We start from the raw sequence: 18,872 nt of genomic DNA, 5'->3' as shown, positions 1-18,872 counted from the left end.
AGCGCCCTTGCTGCCCCGGTTCCCGGGGCGGTTCCGCGGCCGTTCAGTCGTCGTCGCGGTGGCAGACGAAGACCGCCGTGCCGGGCAGCAGCCGCCCGCGCAGCGGGGACCAGCCGCCCCACTCCTGCCGGTTCCCCGGCGGCCACTCGGGTTCCACCAGGTCCGTGAGCCGGAAGCCGGCCGCCACGACGTCCCGCACCCGGTCGCCCAGCGTCCGGTGGTGCTCGACGTACACGGCGCGGCCGTGAGCGTCCTGCTCGACGTAGGGCGTGCGGTCGAAGTAGGAGGACGTCGCGGTCAGGCCCTCCGGGCCCGGCTCGTCGGGGAACGCCCAGCGCACGGGATGGGTGACGGAGAAGACGAACCGTCCGCCGGGGCGCAGCACCCTCCGTGTCTCGCGCAGCACCCGTACCGGCTCGGCGGTGAACGGCAGCGCGCCGTAGGCCGAGCAGGCCAGGTCGAAGCTCCCGTCCGCGAACGGCAGGGCGGCTGCGTCGGCCTCGACCAGGGGGACCGCCGGAGGAACGGGCATGCCGTTCCCCGCGGCGGAGGCCGCGCCGCCGAGGCGCAGCGCGTGCTGGAGCTGGCGGTGAGAGAGGTCCAGCGCGACCGGCCGGGCACCCTGGGCGGCCAGCCAGCGCGAGCACTGCGCCGCGCCCGCGCCGATCTCGAGCACCGCACGGCCGCGCAGCGCGCCCGCCGGGCCGAGGAGCCGCGCGTCGGCCTCTTCCAGGCCCTCCGGGCCCCACACGAACTGCTGGTCGCCGAGGAAGCCGCCGTGCTCGCGCTGGTAGTCGTCGGCGTTGTCGTCCCACCAGCCGCGGCTGGCGCGGCTGCTCTCGCCGGCGCCGGCGACGCGCCGGATCGCCTCGGGTTCGTTCTCTTGGATCATCGTGTCCGTCGTCGTAGTGTGCTGCGGAAGCCGTCCGGGAACGGTCCCGGAGCGGGCGGTGCGACGCCGTTCCGGCGCGGGCCGTGACGGGTGTGCGCCGGATTGGTCCGTTAGGCCCCGGGTGTACTCGTTCGCGCATTGACCATGCCCGGCGGCGCCCGTATGCTACAAGTTGCGCTGCGGGCCTGCGGACCTCAGACGGAGCAGGTCGCGCTCGCATCTGTTGTATGTCCCCTCGGTACATAGGTCCTTCATTGGCTGTCCGGCTGGCTTGCATGCGGTGCGATACGGGCTCTCGGCGTAGCAGTACCTACGACTCACTGTCCGTACCGGAGCCCTTTTCCACATGACGAGCAGCACCGAAGCCACCGTGACCACCCCGCAGGTTGCGGTTAACGACATCGGTTCCGAGGAAGCCTTCCTCGCCGCGATCGACGAGACGATCAAGTACTTCAACGACGGCGACATCGTCGACGGCGTCATCGTGAAGGTCGACCGGGACGAGGTCCTGCTCGACATCGGCTACAAGACCGAGGGCGTCATCCCCTCGCGCGAGCTGTCGATCAAGCACGACGTCGACCCGAACGAGGTCGTCGCCGTCGGCGACGAGATCGAGGCCCTCGTCCTCCAGAAGGAGGACAAGGAAGGCCGACTGATCCTCTCGAAGAAGCGCGCCCAGTACGAGCGTGCCTGGGGCACCATCGAGAAGATCAAGGAAGAGGACGGCATCGTCACCGGTACCGTCATCGAGGTCGTCAAGGGTGGTCTCATCCTCGACATCGGCCTGCGCGGCTTCCTTCCCGCCTCCCTGGTCGAGATGCGCCGCGTCCGCGACCTCCAGCCGTACGTCGGCAAGGAGCTCGAGGCCAAGATCATCGAGCTGGACAAGAACCGCAACAACGTGGTCCTGTCCCGCCGTGCCTGGCTGGAGCAGACCCAGAGCGAGGTCCGCCAGACCTTCCTCACCACCCTCCAGAAGGGCCAGGTGCGCTCCGGCGTCGTCTCCTCGATCGTCAACTTCGGCGCCTTCGTGGACCTCGGCGGCGTCGACGGTCTGGTCCACGTCTCCGAGCTGTCCTGGAAGCACATCGACCACCCCTCCGAGGTCGTCGAGGTCGGCCAGGAGGTCACGGTCGAGGTCCTGGACGTCGACATGGACCGCGAGCGCGTGTCCCTGTCGCTCAAGGCGACACAGGAAGACCCGTGGCAGCAGTTCGCCCGCACGCACCAGATCGGCCAGGTCGTGCCCGGCAAGGTCACCAAGCTGGTGCCGTTCGGTGCGTTCGTCCGGGTCGACGAGGGCATCGAGGGCCTGGTCCACATCTCGGAGCTGGCCGAGCGCCACGTCGAGATCCCGGAGCAGGTCGTCCAGGTCAACGACGAGATCTTCGTCAAGGTCATCGACATCGACCTCGAGCGCCGTCGCATCAGCCTCTCGCTGAAGCAGGCCAACGAGGCCTTCGGCGGCGACCCGACCGCGGTCGAGTTCGACCCGACGCTGTACGGCATGGCCGCGTCGTACGACGACCAGGGCAACTACATCTACCCCGAGGGCTTCGACCCCGAGGCCAACGACTGGCTCGAGGGGTACGAGAAGCAGCGCGAGGAGTGGGAGGGCCAGTACGCCCAGGCCCAGACCCGCTTCGAGCAGCACCAGGCGCAGGTCATCAAGTCCCGCGAGGCGGACGAGCAGGCCGCGGCCGAGGCCGCTGCCGGCGGCGCCCCCACCCCGCAGGGCGGTGGCCAGGGTGGCGGCGGTTCGTACTCCTCGGAGTCGACCGACGACGCCGGCGCCCTCGCCTCGGACGAGGCCCTGGCGGCCCTCCGCGAGAAGCTGGCCGGCGGCCAGAGCTGATCGCGCGCCGCTGACGCGCACGTCGCACGGCGTGGCCCGCACCTCCCCCGGGAGGTGCGGGCCACGCCGCTTTCGGTCGCCCCGAGGTCCCGGCCCTTTCGGGAATGACCACGTGCCGCCACGCGTTGGCACGGACGTAGTCGACAAGGAGCTGAGCGTGCTGGAACCCAAGGGCCTGTACGAGTGGGAGCCGGACGGCCTCCGCGCCGTGGACGAGATCATCGGCGGCGGGGACACCTCCGGGCTTGTCCTCCTCTACCACTTCGAGGGCTTCATCGACGCCGGCGACACCGGCGGGCAGATCACCGAGCGGCTGCTGGACGAGCAGCAGCCCCTCACTGTGGCCCGCTTCGACGCCGACCGCCTCACCGACTACCGCTCGCGCCGTCCGGCGATGACCTTCCGGCGCGACAGGTGGGTCGCGTACGAGAGGCCCACCCTGGAACTTAAGCTGCTGCGGGACGGCACCGGTGCGCCGTTCCTGCTGCTGTCCGGTCCCGAACCGGACGTGCTGTGGGAGACCTTCACCGAGGCCGTGCGCGAGATCGTCGCCCGGGTCGGGGTGCGCCTCGCCGTCACCTTCCACGGCATCCCGATGGGCGTGCCGCACACTCGGCCGGTCGGCCTCACCCCGCACGGCAACCGCACCGACCTGGTCCCGGCCCGCCCGGAGCCGTTCTTCGAGGAGGCGCAGGTCCCCGGCAGCGCCGCCGCGCTGCTGGAGTACCGGCTGGGCGAGGCGGGCCACGACGTGCTCGGCGTCGCCGCGCACGTGCCGCACTACATCGCCCGTTCGCCCTACCCGGACGCCGCGCTGGTCGTGGTCGAGGCCCTCACCTCCGCGACGGGCCTGGTCCTGCCCGACCTCGCGCACGCGCTGCGCGGTGACGCGCTCAGCACGCAGAACGAGATCGAGCGTCAGCTCGCCGAGGGCGACGAGGAACTCGTGTCCGTGGTGCGCGGCCTGGAGCAGCAGTACGACGCGGTCGCCGGCGCCGAGACGCGCGGCAACCTGGTCGCCGAGCCGTCCGATCTGCCCTCCGCCGACGAACTCGGCGAGGTCTTCGAACGTTTCCTCGCCGAGCACGACGCGAGCGGCGGACCCGGCCGGCACGACGACCCCGGCCCCGGCGAGGCCTGATCCCCCGCGCCCCCGGCCGCCTCCGTGTACGAAAACCGGATGCGGGCCCGGTGGTTCCCGCGGCATAGTCGGGACCTGCGCGGGGACGGCTCCGCGGTGTGCTTCCTTCTTCATCCCATCGGTAAGGAATCCAGCGCACCCACTCTCCGTCCCCGCGCCTCGCACGCCGAGGGACGGGGGCCGGCCGTGAGCGCCGAGGACATCGACACACTGCTGCTGCGCCGCCGGGGCGCCGTGGTCGTCGCGGCCGGGGGCGACCGCGCTCCCGCCCACGCCGCGCCGGACGCACCGGCGGCGCCGGACGTACCCGCCGCGCCGGACGCGCCCGCCGTACCCGACGCGCCGGAGCGGCGGCGGGCCGAGGGTCTCACCGCGCTCGAGGCGGACCTCGCCGAGCGCGGCCACGTGCTGACGGCCGCGCTGCGCCGTGCGCTGTCCCGCCTCCCGGAGACCCCGCTCGCCGACACCGGGGGACGGCTCCTCGCCGGCGTCGACGCCCTGCTCGGCGCCGACCGCACCCACCGCCCGCTCTTCAGCGACTTCCCCCACGGGCCGCCGCGCGGTGAGGCGCACGGCCTGTTCACCCGCCGGGTGCGCGCCCATCTCGCCGCTCTGCCCGACCAGCCCTGCATGGCCTGCGCGGCCGTCGTGCCCGGCGTCTCCTCCCTCCTCGGTTGCGGCCATCTGGTGTGCGACCGCTGCTGGCGGACGCAGGGATCCGCCTGCTGCGAGGAGTGCTGCGAGTGGTTCTGCTGCCCCGTCTGCCTGCAGGTCACGCCCACCGGCACCCCCACCGACCCGCGCGCCGTCGCCCTGCCGGACGCCGCCGGCCCGCCTGCCGTCCTGCGGGTGCTGCACCACGCGCCGTCGCGCGAGGCCGCCGCGCGCGAGGAGCTGGCGGGTCTTCTCGCCCGCCGGACTCCGCTCACGCCGCAGGACCACGACGACCTCCGCCTGCTGCTGGCCATGGCCGCCGGCGACGGCGACACGTCCTGGATGCCCGGCGCGATACCGCTCCGGGAGAGCAAGGCCCTCGCGCTGGACGCCCTGCTGACGGGCGCCCACGACCCCACCGGCCTCGCACCCCTCCTGCGCGCCCATCTCGACACGGCGACCGACGTGCTGAGGCTGCTGTGCGTGCGGTCGTGTGCCGACCCCGACCTGCTCGCGCCGCCGCTGCGGATGCGTTCCCTGCCGCGCCCGCTGCGGCGCCTGCTGCTCTCCGTCCTCGACGGGCTGCCCCTCGCCTCGCTCGTCGAGGACCTCGGCCGGCACCCCCGGCTCTGGAAGCGCGCGGCCGAGTCGCTGCACCCTTTCGAGTACGCCGCGCGCCACCCTCGCGGCGCTCTCGCCTTCGCCACGCTGCGCGGCACCGTGCTCCGCGACGGCGACCCGCTGGCCGACGTGCTGCTGGCCGAGGCCGCCGCCCATCCCCGGCACGTCCGCCGCGTCGGCGACCGGCTGCGCCCGGTCACCTGGGCCGGCCGGGTCGAGGCGGCGCTCGCCCTGTACGACGTCGAGCGGGCCGCGCGGCTGCTCGCCGCGCGGCCCGGCGAACTTCTGCGCCGTCTGCGGCATCTGCTGCAGATCGCGACGTTCACCGCCGGCTCGGTCCCCGACGCTCTCGTGGACGCCCTCGCCACCGCCCTGCCGCGTGCCGAACCCGGGCCGCTGCTGGGCGCCCTGGGCGAGCTGCGCCGCGCCCGCGACACGGACGGCACCACCGTAGGGCCGGCGGCGCCCGACGAGGCGCCGCGCCGGGTGTACTTCCCGCGCGGCAGCGTCGCCAAGGCGTACACCGCGCCCGACCGGCGGCTGCCGCTCGACCCCGGCATGGCCGGCGACCTGTGCGCGCTCCTCGAAGGGGAACTCCTCGACCGCCTCGCCGCCGCGGACACCGTCGGCACCGGCGCCGACGCCCACTACGACACGGCCGTGCTGGACGCCGCCCTCGACCGCGTCCCGCTGCCGTCCGCCACCAGGGGCGGCTCCGCGGCCCTGGTGGACATCCCGCGGGGCAGCGCACTCGCGATGCCCGGCCACGGCGAACGCGTGCGGCTGTTCCTGCACTGGACGCAGCCGCGCGGTCTGCGGGTCGACCTCGACCTGTCCGTGGCGGTCTACGACGCGGAGCGGCGTTTCCTCGGCCTCTGCGACTACACCCACCTCTCCTACGCGGGGGCCGCCGCCCTGCACTCCGGCGACTTCACCTCGGCCCCCGCCCCGCACGGCGCGACCGAGTACGTGGACCTGGACCTGCCGCGGCTCGCCCGGGCAGGCGCCCGCCATCTGGTCGTCGTGGTGTTCTCGTTCACCGACACGCCGTTCCACGAACTCCCCGACGCGTTCGCCGGGTTCATGCGCCTCGAAGCCGCCGACGACCAGTCCGCGGGGACCCCCCGGCGCACCCGCCGCAGCCGCACGCGGGCCGCGGCGTCCGCTCCGCAGAACGCCCGGTACGACCCGCGCGCCGTGCGGCAGCGCTTCGACCTCGACGGCGACGCGAAGATCAGCATGCCGATGACCGTCGACGTGGAGAAGCGGACCGCGCGCTGGACGGACGTGACCCTGGCCGGCCAGGGCCCCGGGGACGACGTGTGGCGCCACCGCGACCGGCTCGGCGCCCTGGCCCGCGCGCTGGACGACGTGTTCGGCGACGGCTCCCGGGTCACGCTGTGGGACCTGGCCTGCTGGCGGGCCGCCGCCCGCCTCCGGGACGGCGGTGAGGTGGTGGTGCGGGACGGTACGGCGCACCACGTCTACCGGCGCCGGGCCGGGGAGACGGTGCACGCCTTCGCCGACCGGGTCCGGCAGCGGTGGGCCCCCGACGCCGTCGCCGCGGGCGCACGGCAGGCGCCCGCGCTGGCGGTGGCCGCCGGCGCTCGCCTGTTCTGCGCCCTGGTGCACGCGGACGTGCCCGGCCTGCCCGCGGACGCGGCCGGCACGGCGTACCGGCTCTTCCCCGGTCCGGCGGACGACTCCGGCCTTGACCGGGTCACCGTGGGAGACCTGACGGCGGAGCTGGCGCCGCGCGCCGTATAGCCTGGCCCGCATGCTGAAGGTGGGACTGACCGGCGGGATCGGAGCGGGCAAGAGCGAGGTGTCGCGGCTGCTGCGGTCCTACGGGGCGGTGCTCGTCGACGCCGACCGCATCGCGCGGGAGGTCGTGGAGCCCGGCACCCCCGGACTCGACGCCGTGGTCGCCGAGTTCGGCCCGGACGTGCTGGCCGCGGACGGCACACTGGACCGTCCGAAGCTCGGCGCCCTCGTGTTCGCCGACGCCGGACGGCGCGCCGCCCTCAACGCCATCGTCCACCCCCTGGTCGCCGCGCGTTCCGCCGAACTGGAGGCCGCGGCCGGGGACGACGCGGTCGTCGTGCACGACGTGCCGCTGCTGGCCGAGAACGGACTGGCCCCGCTCTACGACACGGTGGTGGTCGTGGACGCGTCGCCGGAGACGCAGCTGGACCGGCTCGTCCGGCTGCGCGGCATGCCGGAGTCCGACGCCCGCGCCCGGATGGCCGCCCAGGCCACCCGGGAGGACCGGCGCGCCGTCGCCGACGTCGTCCTCGACAACGACGGGCCGCTTCAGGAGCTGGAACCCCGGGTCCGCCGCCTCTGGGACGACCTGCGGCGAGCCGCCGACCGGCGGTCGTAGCGGCCGCCTGCCGGGCAAGTCCCCTTCCAGCAGGGCGGGTTCGGCCCGCCGCGCTCTGGGCGGATGCGGCCCCGCCCTCCACAATGCCCGGGTGACCGGAATCGAGTGGAGGCGCGGATGAGAAGCGGAAGAGGACACGGACGGATCGTGACGGCGCTGCTGGCCGCCTTGGGCGCACTGGCCCTGTCGGCCGGGCCGAGCGCCGCGCAGGACCAGAACGCCGTCCAGCAGTACGCCGTACGGGGCGGCGACACGGTGTACGGCGATCACGGCGGCGCGTGCCAGGTCGGGTTCAACGCCCGTTCGTCGAGCGGCACCCGCTACGGCATCGTGCTCGGCGCCTGTGCCGAGGGCGCCTCGACCTGGTATGCCGACGCGGGCCGCACGGTCGAGGTGGGCACCGCGGGCGGAGGCCTCCCCGGGCCCGGCACGGCCGCGCTGATCCGGTACACCAACCCCGAGGTGTCCTTCCCCGGCGAGATCACCGTCGGAGGCGACCACGTCGACATCACCGGCTCCGCCGCCCCGCGCGTGGGGCAGAACGTGTGCCACGCCGGCCGTACCAGCGGCCTGCGCTGCGGCGTGGTGCAGGCCGTGAACGTCACCATCCAGTTCCCGGACGGCATCGTGTACGGCGCCTTCCGGGCCACCGACTGTGCCGAGCCCGGCGACGCGGGCGCGCCCGGCTTCAGCGGCACGGTGGCGCTCGGGCTCGTCCTCGGCGGCTCGAACTGCGCCGCCGGCGGCAGCGCGTACCACCTGCCCGTGCACGAGGTGCTCAGCACCTACGGTCTCGCCGTCTACTGACGCCGGCGGGACCGCTGCTCCTCCCGTCGCCGTGGCGTCCCGGAGCGATGAGTTCCGGGCGCGGCTGCCGTCGTACTCGGTGAGGGACCGCACCCCCGGCGGGCCCGCGAGACGGGAGGAGCACACCGATGCGACTGACCCTGACCACCTTCGTGAGCCTGGACGGCGTCATGCAGGCCCCCGGCGCGCCCGACGAGGACCGCAGCGGCGGTTTCGAGCAGGGCGGATGGCTGGTCCCCTACGCCGACGACGACATGGGGAAGGCCGTCACCACCTGGTTCGCCGAGGCGGACGCCTTCCTCCTCGGCCGCCGCACCTACGAGATCTTCGCCGCCTACTGGCCGCGGGCCACCGACCCCGACGACCCGATCGCCGGGCCGCTGAACCGGCTGCCGAAGTACGTGGCCTCGCGCACCCTGGACCACGCCGACTGGGCCGGCACCACGGTCGTCGCCGAGGACCTGCCCGGCCGCGTGGCCGAACTGAAGCGGCAGCCCGGCCGGGAGCTCCAGGTGCACGGCAGCGGCGACCTGGCGCACACCCTGATGCGGCACGACCTGATCGACGAGTACCGGCTGCTGACGTACCCGGTGGTGCTGGGCGCGGGCCGCCGCCTGTTCCCCGAGGGCGCGGCGCCTGCCGCGCTGCGGCTGGTGCGGAGCGACACCACCGGCACCGGTGTGGTCGTCAGCGTCTACCGGCCGGCCGGCGTTCCCGAGTACGGCACGTTCGGCGAGCCGTCGTGACGCCGTTCCGCCCGCCCTTCCTGGCCCCCTTCACCACCCCGGCGCCCCGCTCTCCCCGTCCGCCGGTGCCCCGCCCGGCGCCGGTCCGGCCGGACGGACGCGAAGAGGGGGGCGCCCCGCGCACGCGACCAGCGGATCAGGCGTCCGCGGGGTCCACGGTGGACAGCGGGGTGGCGATGTCCTCCAGCGAGCGGCGCTCCGCCGGGACGGCGAGCGCCGCCGCCACCAGGCCCGCGGCGCACATGAGTCCGGCGCCGATCTGGAAGGCCAGCGTCGTCTCGCCGACCACGCCCGACTCGGTGAGCTTGGAGAAGATCAGCGGCCCGCTGATGCCGCCGGCCGCCGTGCCGATGGCGTAGAAGAACGCGATCGACATCGCGCGGGTCTCCATCGGGAAGACCTCGGAGACCGTCAGGTAGGCGCTGCTGGCGCCCGCGGAGGCGAAGAACAGCACCACGGCCCAGCAGGCGGTGAGCGTGTTCGCCGTGAGGTGGCCGTTGTCGAACAGGTAGGCCGTGCCGAACAGCAGCACACCGGACAGCAGGTAGGTGCCGGAGATCATGACGCGGCGGCCGACGGTGTCGAAGAGCTTGCCCAGGAGCAACGGACCCAGGAAGTTGCCGGCGGCGATCACCGCGAAGAAGTAGCCCACGTTGCCGGACGGCACGTCGAAGAAGGTGGCGAGGATGGAGCCGAAACCGAAGGTGATGGCGTTGTAGAGGAACGCCTGCCCGATGAACAGGGACAGCCCGAGGACCGCGCGGCGCCGGTACCTGCTGAAGACGGTCTTCGCGATGAGGCCGAAACCGATCGACTTGCGCTGGTGGATGGTGATCTCCCCGGCGGGCGGCGGGAGTTCCCTCCCGGTCTCCCGGCGGATCTCGTCCTCCACGCCGGAGACCAGGCTCTCGGCCTTCTGGCCGCGTCCGTGGATGAACTGCCACCGTGGACTCTCCGGCACGTTGCGCCGAACCAGCAGGATCACCAGGCCGAGCACCACGCCGAAGGCGAACGCCAGCCGCCAGCCCAGGTCCTGGGCGAAGACGTCCGTGTCGAGCAGGACGATGGACAGCAGGGAGCCGCCGATGGCGCCCAGCCAGAAGCTGCCGTTGATGATCAGGTCGACGCGCCCCCGGTAGAACGACGGGATCAGCTCGTCGATCGCGGAGTTGATGGCCGCGTACTCGCCGCCGATACCGAAGCCGGTCAGGAAGCGGAAGAGGAAGAACCACCACGACTCGAAGGACAGCGCGGTCAGCGCGGTGGCCGCCAGGTACACGCCCAGGGTGATCATGAACAGCTTCTTGCGCCCGTACCGGTCCGTCAGCCAGCCGAAGAACAACGCACCCGTGCAGGCGCCCGCGACGTAGAGGGCGGCGGCGATGCCGGTGACCTGCGCCGCGGAGATGTCCAGGCCGCTGCCGTCCTCGGCGAGCCGGGCGGCCATGTTGCCGACGATGGTGACCTCGAAACCGTCCAGGATCCAGACGGTGCCGAGGCCGATCACGATCATCCAGTGCCACCGTGACCACGGCAGCCGGTCCAGCCGGGCCGGTACGGCGGTGGTGACGGTGCCGTACCCGCCGGGGGTCCCGCTCGGCTCTCCGCCGCCGGGACCCGTGCCGTCGTGGTCGTGTGGCGCTCCCATCCGGAACTCCTCCCGCCCCCGGTGGTACCGGGCTCGCTGCCTCCGAGGCGCCGCCCTCGGGGCGGTGTCCGGACGCCGGGTGCCCCGTCAGCGGCCCGCCATGCGGGAGCGGGCGCCGCCACGCCGTGCGCGCGTCGTTCCTCCGGGACGCGGTCCGCCGTCAGGAGCCGCCTGTGCTCAGGAGCCGTCCGCCGTCAGGAGCCGTCCGCCGTCAGCCCCCGGCTGGCCGCGCGCCCGGCCGAGCGGTAGCTCTCCGGGGTGTACAGCGCGAAGGCCCCGCCCTGCGGATCGGTCAGTCCGGCGACCCGGCCCGTCCCGGGGACGTCCACGGCGGGGAAGGTGGTGCCCCCGCCCAGTTCCAGGGCGTGGGCGACCGAGGCGTCCACGTCGTCGACCGCGAAGTAGAGCAGCCAGTGCGGGGGCACGCCGGGCGGAAAGCGGTCGTCGGTCATGCGCACCATGCCGCCGAAGTCCCGGCCGCCGATGCCCCATTGGGTGTATCCGCCGTACGGACCGCCGCCGTTGCTCCCTTCCGCGTCACCGGCGGCGTCACCGCCGGTCGCGGTCCAGCCGAGGGCGGTGGTGTAGAAGGCGCGCGCCGCGACCGTGTCGCGGGTGGCGAGTTCCACCCAGCACAGCGCCCCGCGTTCGTCCAGGCGCGCCGCGCCCCGGAACAGCCCGGCCTGCCAGAGGGTGAAGACCGCCCCTCCGGGGTCGGCGACCACCGCGAACCGGCCCAGGTCGAACACGTCCATGGGCTCCATCAGCACGGCGCCGCCGGTCTCCCGCACCCGCTCCGCGACCACGTCGGCGTCGGCGACCGACACCGCCATCGTCCAGGCCACCGGCTGGTCGGTCTGGTACAGCGGAGTCGCGGCCGCGACCGGGTCGTCGTCCAGAAGCATCATCGTGTAACCGCCGGCCTCGGGACTGGCGTCCTCCTCCGGAGTCCAGCCGAACAGTCCGCCGTAGAACCGTCCGGCATCCGCGACGTCGGGTGTGCCCAGTTCGGCCCAGCAGGGAGCGCCCAGCACCGGCTCCGTGATCTTCATGGCTCCACGGTGACACCGGCGTGCGCGGGCCGCATCCGGACACCGCGGGACATCTGTGGGACATCTGCGGGACGGCGTGGGACGGGCGGACACCCGCGCGGGACGGGCAGGACACCGCGGCGGCCGGTCAGGCGCCCCGGGACCGGCCCGGCCTCAGAGATCCTGGGCCAGGTGGTGCAGCCGCAGCGCCAGCTGGATCTCCAGCGACCGGGCGGGGGCGTTCCAGTCCTTGCCCAGCAGCCGTCCGATGCGCTCCAGCCGCTGCACCACCGTGTTGACGTGGATGTGCAGCGCCGTCTTGGTGCGGGTCAGGCTGGCACCGTGCACGAAGTACGCGTCCAGCGTGCGCACCAGTTCCGTGCCGCGCCGGGCGTCGTAGTCCAGCACCGGCCCCAGCGTGTTCCGCACGTATCCGGCCAGGTCGGCCTGGTCGCCGAGCAGCACGCCGAGGAACCCCAGGTCCGGAAGGGCGGCGCCGTTCCCGGTGTGGCCGAGCGCCAGCAGCGCGGACAGGCACCGCTGCGCCTCCTCGTGTGCCGTGGGCAGCGAGCCGGTCCCGTCGCCGGTGCCCGGCTCCGCGGCCGCGCCCGCCGCGCCCACGGTGACCGGCGAACCGAGCGCCTTGCCCAGTTCCGCCGCCATCTCCTGGGCGCACCGGCCGGGAGCCTTCGACGGCACGGCGAGCACCACGTGGTCGTGGTGGATGCCCGCCAGCCCGCCCCGGGTGCGGGCGCTCTGCGCCGCCGCCGACAGCAGCCGCTGCCGGGTCGCCGCCTCGCCGTGCGCCACGAGCACGGCGTGCGGCCGTGACAGCTGGACGCCGACCCGACGGGCGCGTGCGGCCAGCGCTCCGCCGTCCCCGGTCGCGGTCAGCAGGTCGTACAGCAGCTCCGCCCGCACCCGGTCCTCGGTCTCCGCGGCCGAGCGGCGCAGCAGCAGGAGCAGTGCGGTGACGATCCCGGCGCGTTCGAACAGCAGCCGGTCGGTGTCCGGCAGGTCCGGCCGGCCGGTGAGGGCGATGCTGCCCAGCAGCTCCGGGCCGGCGAGCACCGCGCACACCCAGGTACCGGCCGCGGCCTCGACGGGGACGGCCCGCCCGCTGGTGCGGGAGGCGGCCACGCCGTCGACCGGCGGCGTGAGCGGCGCCGTTCCGGTGCGGGCCAGTTCGGTGCCGTCCGCGTCGTGGATGAGGATGCCGCCGTCCAGCAGGGCGGCGATCCCGGCCGCCACCTCCGTGGCGTCGGCGCCGCGCAGCACCAGGTCGGTGAGATGGTCGTGGGCCTCCTCGGTGCGGTGCATGGCCTGGTTGTGCGCGCGGATGGTGTCGTTCGCCGCGCCCAGGTCGCCCAGCGCCGTGCGGGTCTCCTCCAGCAGCCGCGCGCCGTCGATGGCGATCGCCGCATGGTCGGCGAGCGAGGAGAGCAGCGCCACCTCCTCGCGCGCGAAGCGGCGCGGCGTGCGGTCCGCGGCGTAGAGCACGCCGATCACGCGGGAGCCCAGCCGCAGCGGCACGCCGAGGATGGCCCGCAGCCCCTCGTCGAGGACCGCGCCGTCGATGGTGTCGGTGTGATGGAAGCGGTTGTCGGCCTGGTAGTCGTCGGTGGCGTACGGCCGTGCGGACTGGGCGACGAGTCCGCCGAGCCCTTCGCCCATCCCCAGCCGGACCTGCTGGAAGGAGGCGGCGACCGAGCCGTCGGTCACTCGCATGTACGTGTCGCCGGCCGTTTCGTCGTTCAGCGACAGGTAGGTGATGTCGGTGCCGAGCAGCAGCTTGGCGCGGTGCACGATGGCCCGCAGCACCGCGTCCAGGTCGCGCAGCGCGGCGAGGTCGCTGGCGGTGTCGAAGAGGGCGGTCAGTTCCGCCTCCCTCACCCGGTGCTGGCTCAGGGTCCGGCGGATGCGCAGCGCCACCCGGGTCGCCTCGTCCACCTCGGCCAGTTCGGCGGCCGAGGCGCCGTCGGCACGTGCCCGGGCGGCAGGGCGGGCGAAGTCCTCGGCGGGGGCGCCGGCGGCGAGCAGGTCGAGCAGCGTGCGCAGGGCGCCCTGGGTTCGGGGGGAGCCGGTGGCTGTCACGGTGGGGAGCATACGGGGTGCTTTCCAGCGGGCCGTCGAGGTGACCGCGCCCCTCCCGGGAAGGCCGGGAGGGGTGCGGCGGGGCGGGTGCGCCCGCCCGGTGCGTCAGCCGGACACGGAGGCGGACCCGGCGGTGGCCTTCACCTCTCCCGAGTCGTCCCGGACGCCGGTGGTGCGCAGGTCCTTGGTGAGGTCCCGGCCACGGGTCTCCCGGCTCGCCAGGACCACCGCCGCGGTGACCACCGACGCGAAGGCGAGGTAGAGGGAGACCGGCACCGAGGAGCCGAACGCGTCGAGCAGGGCGACCGCGATGAGCGGAGCGATGGAACCCGCGACGATCGAGGCGACCTGCGCGCCCATCGAGGCACCCGTGTAGCGCACCTTGGTGTCGAACATCTCGGAGATGTACGCGGCCTGCGGGCCGTACATCGCGCCGTGGAAGAGCAGACCGATCGTCACCGCGACCGTGATGGCAGCGAAGGACTCGGTGTCGAGCACGGGGAAGAACAGGAACGCCCACACCGCCATGCCCAGGCCGCCGATCGCGATCACCGGGCGCCTGCCGACCCGGTCGGACAGGGCACCCCACAGGGGGATGGTGACGAAGTGGACGGCGGAGGCGATCAGCACCGCGTTGAGCGCCGTGGACTTGTCCAGTCCGAGCTGGGTGGTGAGGTACACCACCAGGAACGAGGTGATGATGTAGTATGAGATGTTCTCACCGAACCGGGCGCCGATCGCGGTGAGGACCTCGCGCCAGCTGGACCGGAAGACCTCCACGACCGGGGCCTGCTCGTCGCCGCCGGTCTCCTTCTTGATCTCCGCGGCCTTGCGCTGCGCCTCCAGGAAGACAGGCGACTCGCTGACCACCAGCCGGATCCACAGGCCGACGACGACCAGCACGCCGGACAGCAGGAACGGGATGCGCCAGCCCCAGGCGAGGAACGCCTCGTCGGTCTGCACGGCGGCGAGCACCGCCAGAACACCGGTGGCGAGGAGGTTGCCGCCGGGCGCGCCGGACTGCGGCCAGGAGGCCCAGAACCCGCGCCGTTCCGGCCCGCCGTGTTCGGACACCATCAGCACGGCGCCGCCCCACTCGCCGCCCAGGGCGAAGCCCTGGACCAGGCGCAGCAGCACGAGCAGCGCCGGCGCCAGCGCGCCCACGGTCGCGTGCGTCGGCAGCAGGCCCATCGCGAAGGTCGAGCCGCCCATCAGCATCAGGCTGACGACCAGCAGCTTCTTGCGGCCGATCTTGTCGCCGTAGTGCCCGAAGACCAGGCCGCCGATCGGGCGGGCCGCGAAGCCGATGGCGAACGTGGCGAACGCCAGCAGTGTGCCGACCAGCGGGTCGTTCTCCGGGAAGAACAGCTTGTCGAAGACGAGCGCGGCGGCCAGGCCGTAGAGGAAGAAGTCGTACCACTCGATGGTGGTGCCGATGATGCTCGCGCTGATGACGCGGCCGATGCGGGTCTTGTCTCTGACGTCCGGCTGCGGGGTTGCTGCCATGGGAGGTTCACCACTCTTCGCTGGGTGGAGCTGAACGGGGACGGTGGTGCGGGTGCGGGTGGGTGCGGGCGCGGGGACGGGGGGTGGGGGACCGGGAGGTGCGGCGGTCGCGCCGGCGTCAGTGGGCGGTCCAGCCGCCGTCGACGGGGAGTGAGGCACCGGTGAGGTAGCCGGTGTGCGGGCCGCAGAGCCACACCGCGAGGCCCGCCACCTCCTCCGGCTCGATCAGCCGCTTGATCGCCGAGCGTTCCAGCATCACCTCGCGCACCACCCTCTCCTCGGGGATGCCGTGCGCCTCCGCCTGGTCCGCTATCTGGCCCTCGACGAGCGGGGTGCGCACGTAGCCCGGATTGACGCAGTTGCTGGTCACGCCGTACGCCGCGCCCTCCAGGGCGGTGACCTTGCTCAGCCCTTCCAGGGCGTGCTTCGCGGCGACGTAGGCGGCCTTGTACGGGCTGGCGCGCAGGCCGTGCACGCTCGACACGTTCACCACCCGCCCCCAGCCCTGCGCGTACATGTGCGGCAGGGTGCGGCGCAGCAGCAGGAACGGCGCGGTGACCATCACCTTCTGGATCTGCGCGAAACGTTCCGGCGGGAACGCCTCCAGCGGGGCGACGTGCTGCAGCCCGGCGTTGTTCACCAGGATGTCGACCTCGGACGGGAGCTGTTCCAGCGCCCCGGCGTCGGCCAGGTCCACGGCGTGCGGCCGGCCGCCGGTGTCCTCCGCGACCGCCTTGGCGGCCTCGGCGTCCACGTCCACGACGTGCACGTCCGCCCCGGCCGCCGCCAGCGCGCGGGCGACGGCCCGCCCGATGCCGCTGCCGCCGCCGGTCACCATGGCGGTGCGGCCGGAGAGGTCGGCGGCGGGGGGCGCGGTGACGCCCGCGTCGAATCGGCTTGTCATGGCGTGAACGGTAGGGACGCACGGCTGCCACGCCTACAGGTGGGATCACCACAGTGACGCCCGTAGGTATGGTGTTCCCCCACACCGCTCTTCGGGGTGACGTGCCGGAGCGGGCCCGCCGGGGTGGGCGGGCCCGCTCCGGGGCACGACGGGCGGCCCGGGGCCGCAGCGGGTTCGCCGGGGGACGGTCAGCCGGCGGCGTCCAGCCGGCAGGAGGCCGTCAGCGCGTCGCGGTCCGCGCCGGCGGGCCGCTCGATCGTACGGCTGTGCGGGGGCCGGGAGCGCCCGTCGAGCCAGCCGTCCAGTGCGGCGAACGAGGAGCGGAAGCAGGGCTCCAGCGGCCGGAGCCGTTCCGGGTAGGTGTCGAACAGGCCGTCGACGTGGGTGCCGTCCGCGATGCGGTAGTACCGCAGCAGGTCCTCGCGTCCGGCGTCGCGCACCATGCGGGTGTAGACGTCGGAGGACCGGCTGATCGGCAGCAGCACGTCCAGCGTGCCGTGGAAGGTGATCAGCGGCCGTCCGATCCGGCCGGTCAGCCCGATCCGCTCCACCGCCCGGTGCACCTGGTGCGGGCGGTCCGCGTACGCGTAGTCGGTGTCGCAGCCGGGGCCGGAGCCGGGCGGGCAGTACGGCGTGCCGGCCTCGCGGTCGCCGTCGTACCCGGGGTCGAACTCCTCCCGGTAGATGCGCTGGGTGACGTCCCAGTAGAAGTCGTGGTGGTACGGCCAGAGGAACTCCGACCCGGCCGGGAACCCGGCGTCCACCATGCGGGCGTGCGCCTCGTCGGCCCCTTCGCCGCCGGCTGCGTAGGCGGGGTAGGCGCGCAGCGCGGGTGGCAGGAAGGTGAACAGGTTCGGGCCCCGTCCGGTCTCCGCCCGGCCGCGGCCGTCGGCGCGCCAGAGCGTGCCCTCCCAGTCCACGCCGCCGTCGTAGAGCCACGGCCGGTTCTCCAGCTGCCAGCGCACCAGGTAGCCGCCGTTGGACATCCCGGCGGCGAGCGTGCGCTCCGGCGGCCGGTGGTAGCGCTGGACGACGGCCGCGCGGGCTGCGCGGGTCAGCTGGGTGACGCGGCGGTTCCACTCGGCCACGGCGTCGCCGGGGCGGCGGCCGTCCCGGAAGAACGTGCCGCCGACGTTCCCCTTGTCCGTGGAGGCGAACGCGTAGCCGCGCGACAGCACGTGGTCGGCGATGGCCCGGTCGTTCGCGTACTGCGCGCGGACCCCCGGCGCGCCCGTGACGACCAGCCCGCCGTTCCAGTCGTCGGGGAGGCGGATCACGAACTGCGCGTCGTGGTCCCAGCCGTGGTGGGTGTTGCCGCTCGAGGAGTCCGGGAAGTAGCCGTCGATCTGGATGCCGGGGACGCCGGTCGGCACGTCCGTGCCCGACGCCGTCAGCCCCGCCCAGTCGGCGGGCACGGTGTGGCCCGACTCCACGGTCCCGGCCGTGGTCAACTCGGCCAGGCAGGCGGCCTGCTGGTGTGCGGCGCCGGGGACGCGGACGCGGTCCAGACGGTCGCAGTGGCCTTCCCCGCCGCGCCCGTCGGGCCCGGCGGGGGAGGCGGCGGCGGGGGAGAGGAGGCCGCCGCACAGCAGCAGGCCGGCCGCGGCTGCCAGCGGTGCGGTGTACGTGCCGCGGCGGCGCCGGTCCGCGGCGCCCTCGCGGCGGGACCACGGGGCGCGCCGGGGGCGGCCCGGTCGGGGCGGTCTGGTGGGTGTGGGCGGCACGGCGACCTCCGGCTGTCGGATCGTCAGGGCGCCGGACACCGTACGGAGGTCGGCCCCGCCGCGACATGGTGCGGGGCACCACAATCGGCCGCTCGACGGTGGCTTCCGCAGGGATGTGCCTCGCCGGGGCCTTGCACGCGCGTAGATCTCGGGCATCATCAGACACGACGTGTGCACGACAACGTGTGCGCGACGTTCACTTTCGCTGGAGGAACCCCCCATGAGCGTGTCTCGCCTCCGCTCCGGCCTGGGCGCCGTCGCCCTCGCCTGCTCCCTGGTCGCCGCCCCGGGCGTCGGCCTCGCCACCGCCGCCGAGACCGCGGCTCCCCCCACCGCGACGGCCGCCCCCGCACCGGCCGCGCCCGCCCTCGCCGCCACCAAGCTCTCGCACTCCGACGCCGCGTCCCGCTTCAGCTCCTCCGGGATCACCTGGTCGTCAACCGGCGGCTGTTCGGACCGCAACACCCCCACCTGCACCTCGTTCTCCCAGATCAACCTGGCCACCGTGCAGGGCGCCCAGACGCTCAAGAGCGCCAGCGGATGCGCCCTCCACATCACCGGCGGCACGGAGACCGGCCACGCCGGCGGCACCTACAGCCACTGGAACGGCTACAAGCTCGACTTCCGCCCCACCAGCTGCGTCAGCGGCTACATCACCGGCAATTTCACCTACATCGGCGACCGCGGTGACGGAGCGGCGCTGTACGAGGCCGCCTCGGGCAACATCTACGCCCGCGAGAGCAACCACTGGGACGTCACCTTCTACAACTGCGGCGGCTGCTGAGCCGTCCGCCCCTCCTCGGTGAGCGCGCCGGACGGGCCCCGCGCGGCCCGTCCGGCGCGCCCCGCGCCCACCTCGCCCGGTG

General features: G+C 73.9%; 14 protein-coding genes. 7 read left to right on the top strand and 7 right to left on the bottom strand.

Annotated features, from left to right (window positions below; all coding sequences use genetic code 11):
* Positions 1-43: 43 nt before the first annotated feature.
* Positions 44-892 carry a class I SAM-dependent methyltransferase gene (locus RM572_RS14330; protein ID WP_311673709.1) on the bottom strand — a complete coding sequence of 283 codons (849 nt, stop codon included), beginning with the start codon at positions 890-892 and terminating at the stop codon, positions 44-46.
* Between the two features lie 346 nt (positions 893-1,238).
* Here RM572_RS14330 and rpsA point away from each other — a divergent pair, with 346 nt between their 5' ends.
* The 6 genes from rpsA to RM572_RS14300 all read left to right on the top strand — a co-directional run bounded on the left by rpsA (position 1,239) and on the right by RM572_RS14300 (position 9,099).
* A complete protein-coding gene (gene rpsA, locus RM572_RS14325) occupies positions 1,239-2,747 on the top strand; it encodes a 30S ribosomal protein S1 (protein WP_311673708.1) in 1,509 nt (502 codons plus the stop codon).
* A gap of 157 nt (positions 2,748-2,904) precedes the next feature.
* Positions 2,905-3,888: a PAC2 family protein gene (locus tag RM572_RS14320; protein WP_311673707.1), complete on the top strand. Its 984-nt coding sequence runs from the start codon at positions 2,905-2,907 to the stop codon at positions 3,886-3,888.
* Between the two features lie 186 nt (positions 3,889-4,074).
* Positions 4,075-6,930, top strand: a complete 2,856-nt coding sequence (locus RM572_RS14315; protein ID WP_311673706.1) for an MXAN_6230/SCO0854 family RING domain-containing protein — start codon at positions 4,075-4,077, stop codon at positions 6,928-6,930.
* Between the two features lie 10 nt (positions 6,931-6,940).
* A complete protein-coding gene (coaE, locus tag RM572_RS14310) occupies positions 6,941-7,546 on the top strand; it encodes a dephospho-CoA kinase (RefSeq protein ID WP_311673705.1) in 606 nt (201 codons plus the stop codon).
* Between the two features lie 117 nt (positions 7,547-7,663).
* Entirely contained in the window at positions 7,664-8,353 is a 690-nt protein-coding gene (locus RM572_RS14305; RefSeq protein ID WP_311673704.1) for a S1 family peptidase, read from the top strand.
* Positions 8,354-8,481: 128 nt separating this feature from the next.
* On the top strand, positions 8,482-9,099 hold the full coding sequence (locus RM572_RS14300) for a dihydrofolate reductase family protein (RefSeq protein WP_311673703.1): 618 nt from the start codon (positions 8,482-8,484) through the stop codon (positions 9,097-9,099).
* Between the two features lie 136 nt (positions 9,100-9,235).
* Here RM572_RS14300 and RM572_RS14295 read toward each other — a convergent pair whose 3' ends face one another.
* From RM572_RS14295 to RM572_RS14270, 6 genes are all read right to left on the bottom strand, one after another.
* Positions 9,236-10,747 carry an MFS transporter gene (locus RM572_RS14295; RefSeq protein ID WP_311673702.1) on the bottom strand — a complete coding sequence of 504 codons (1,512 nt, stop codon included), beginning with the start codon at positions 10,745-10,747 and terminating at the stop codon, positions 9,236-9,238.
* Between the two features lie 194 nt (positions 10,748-10,941).
* On the bottom strand, positions 10,942-11,799 hold the full coding sequence (locus tag RM572_RS14290) for a VOC family protein (protein WP_311673701.1): 858 nt from the start codon (positions 11,797-11,799) through the stop codon (positions 10,942-10,944).
* Positions 11,800-11,952: 153 nt separating this feature from the next.
* On the bottom strand, positions 11,953-13,884 hold the full coding sequence (locus RM572_RS14285; protein WP_311673700.1) for a helix-turn-helix domain-containing protein: 1,932 nt from the start codon (positions 13,882-13,884) through the stop codon (positions 11,953-11,955).
* A 93-nt stretch (positions 13,885-13,977) separates the two neighbouring features.
* A complete protein-coding gene (locus RM572_RS14280; protein ID WP_311673699.1) occupies positions 13,978-15,378 on the bottom strand; it encodes an MFS transporter in 1,401 nt (466 codons plus the stop codon).
* A gap of 118 nt (positions 15,379-15,496) precedes the next feature.
* Positions 15,497-16,282, bottom strand: coding sequence for a 3-hydroxybutyrate dehydrogenase (locus tag RM572_RS14275; protein ID WP_311673698.1), 786 nt, complete (start codon positions 16,280-16,282; stop codon positions 15,497-15,499).
* Positions 16,283-16,470: 188 nt separating this feature from the next.
* The gene (locus RM572_RS14270) at positions 16,471-18,006 is read right to left on the bottom strand and encodes a tannase/feruloyl esterase family alpha/beta hydrolase (RefSeq protein ID WP_394813607.1); all 1,536 of its coding nucleotides are present in this window, start codon (positions 18,004-18,006) and stop codon (positions 16,471-16,473) included.
* A 220-nt stretch (positions 18,007-18,226) separates the two neighbouring features.
* On the opposite strand from RM572_RS14270, the gene RM572_RS14265 reads away from it, so the two are divergent.
* Positions 18,227-18,790, top strand: coding sequence for a hypothetical protein (locus RM572_RS14265; RefSeq protein WP_311673697.1), 564 nt, complete (start codon positions 18,227-18,229; stop codon positions 18,788-18,790).
* Positions 18,791-18,872: the final 82 nt, after the last annotated feature.

Source organism: Streptomyces hazeniae (assembly GCF_031845485.1).
Lineage (GTDB): Bacteria > Actinomycetota > Actinomycetes > Streptomycetales > Streptomycetaceae > Streptomyces > Streptomyces hazeniae.
This window is presented reverse-complemented; position numbering and strand designations above follow the sequence as displayed.

Excerpts from the sequence above, each read along its gene's own strand:
- RM572_RS14330 (WP_311673709.1), bottom strand. The coding sequence starts at position 892 with ATGATCCAAGAGAACGAACCCGAGGCGATCCGGCGCGTCGCCGGCGCC.
- rpsA (WP_311673708.1), top strand. The coding sequence starts at position 1,239 with ATGACGAGCAGCACCGAAGCCACCGTGACCACCCCGCAGGTTGCGGTT.
- coaE (WP_311673705.1), top strand. The coding sequence starts at position 6,941 with ATGCTGAAGGTGGGACTGACCGGCGGGATCGGAGCGGGCAAGAGCGAG.
- RM572_RS14305 (WP_311673704.1), top strand. The coding sequence starts at position 7,664 with ATGAGAAGCGGAAGAGGACACGGACGGATCGTGACGGCGCTGCTGGCC.
- RM572_RS14300 (WP_311673703.1), top strand. The coding sequence starts at position 8,482 with ATGCGACTGACCCTGACCACCTTCGTGAGCCTGGACGGCGTCATGCAG.
- RM572_RS14295 (WP_311673702.1), bottom strand. The coding sequence starts at position 10,747 with ATGGGAGCGCCACACGACCACGACGGCACGGGTCCCGGCGGCGGAGAG.
- RM572_RS14290 (WP_311673701.1), bottom strand. The coding sequence starts at position 11,799 with ATGAAGATCACGGAGCCGGTGCTGGGCGCTCCCTGCTGGGCCGAACTG.
- RM572_RS14285 (WP_311673700.1), bottom strand. The coding sequence starts at position 13,884 with ATGCTCCCCACCGTGACAGCCACCGGCTCCCCCCGAACCCAGGGCGCC.
- RM572_RS14280 (WP_311673699.1), bottom strand. The coding sequence starts at position 15,378 with ATGGCAGCAACCCCGCAGCCGGACGTCAGAGACAAGACCCGCATCGGC.
- RM572_RS14275 (WP_311673698.1), bottom strand. The coding sequence starts at position 16,282 with ATGACAAGCCGATTCGACGCGGGCGTCACCGCGCCCCCCGCCGCCGAC.
- RM572_RS14265 (WP_311673697.1), top strand. The coding sequence starts at position 18,227 with ATGAGCGTGTCTCGCCTCCGCTCCGGCCTGGGCGCCGTCGCCCTCGCC.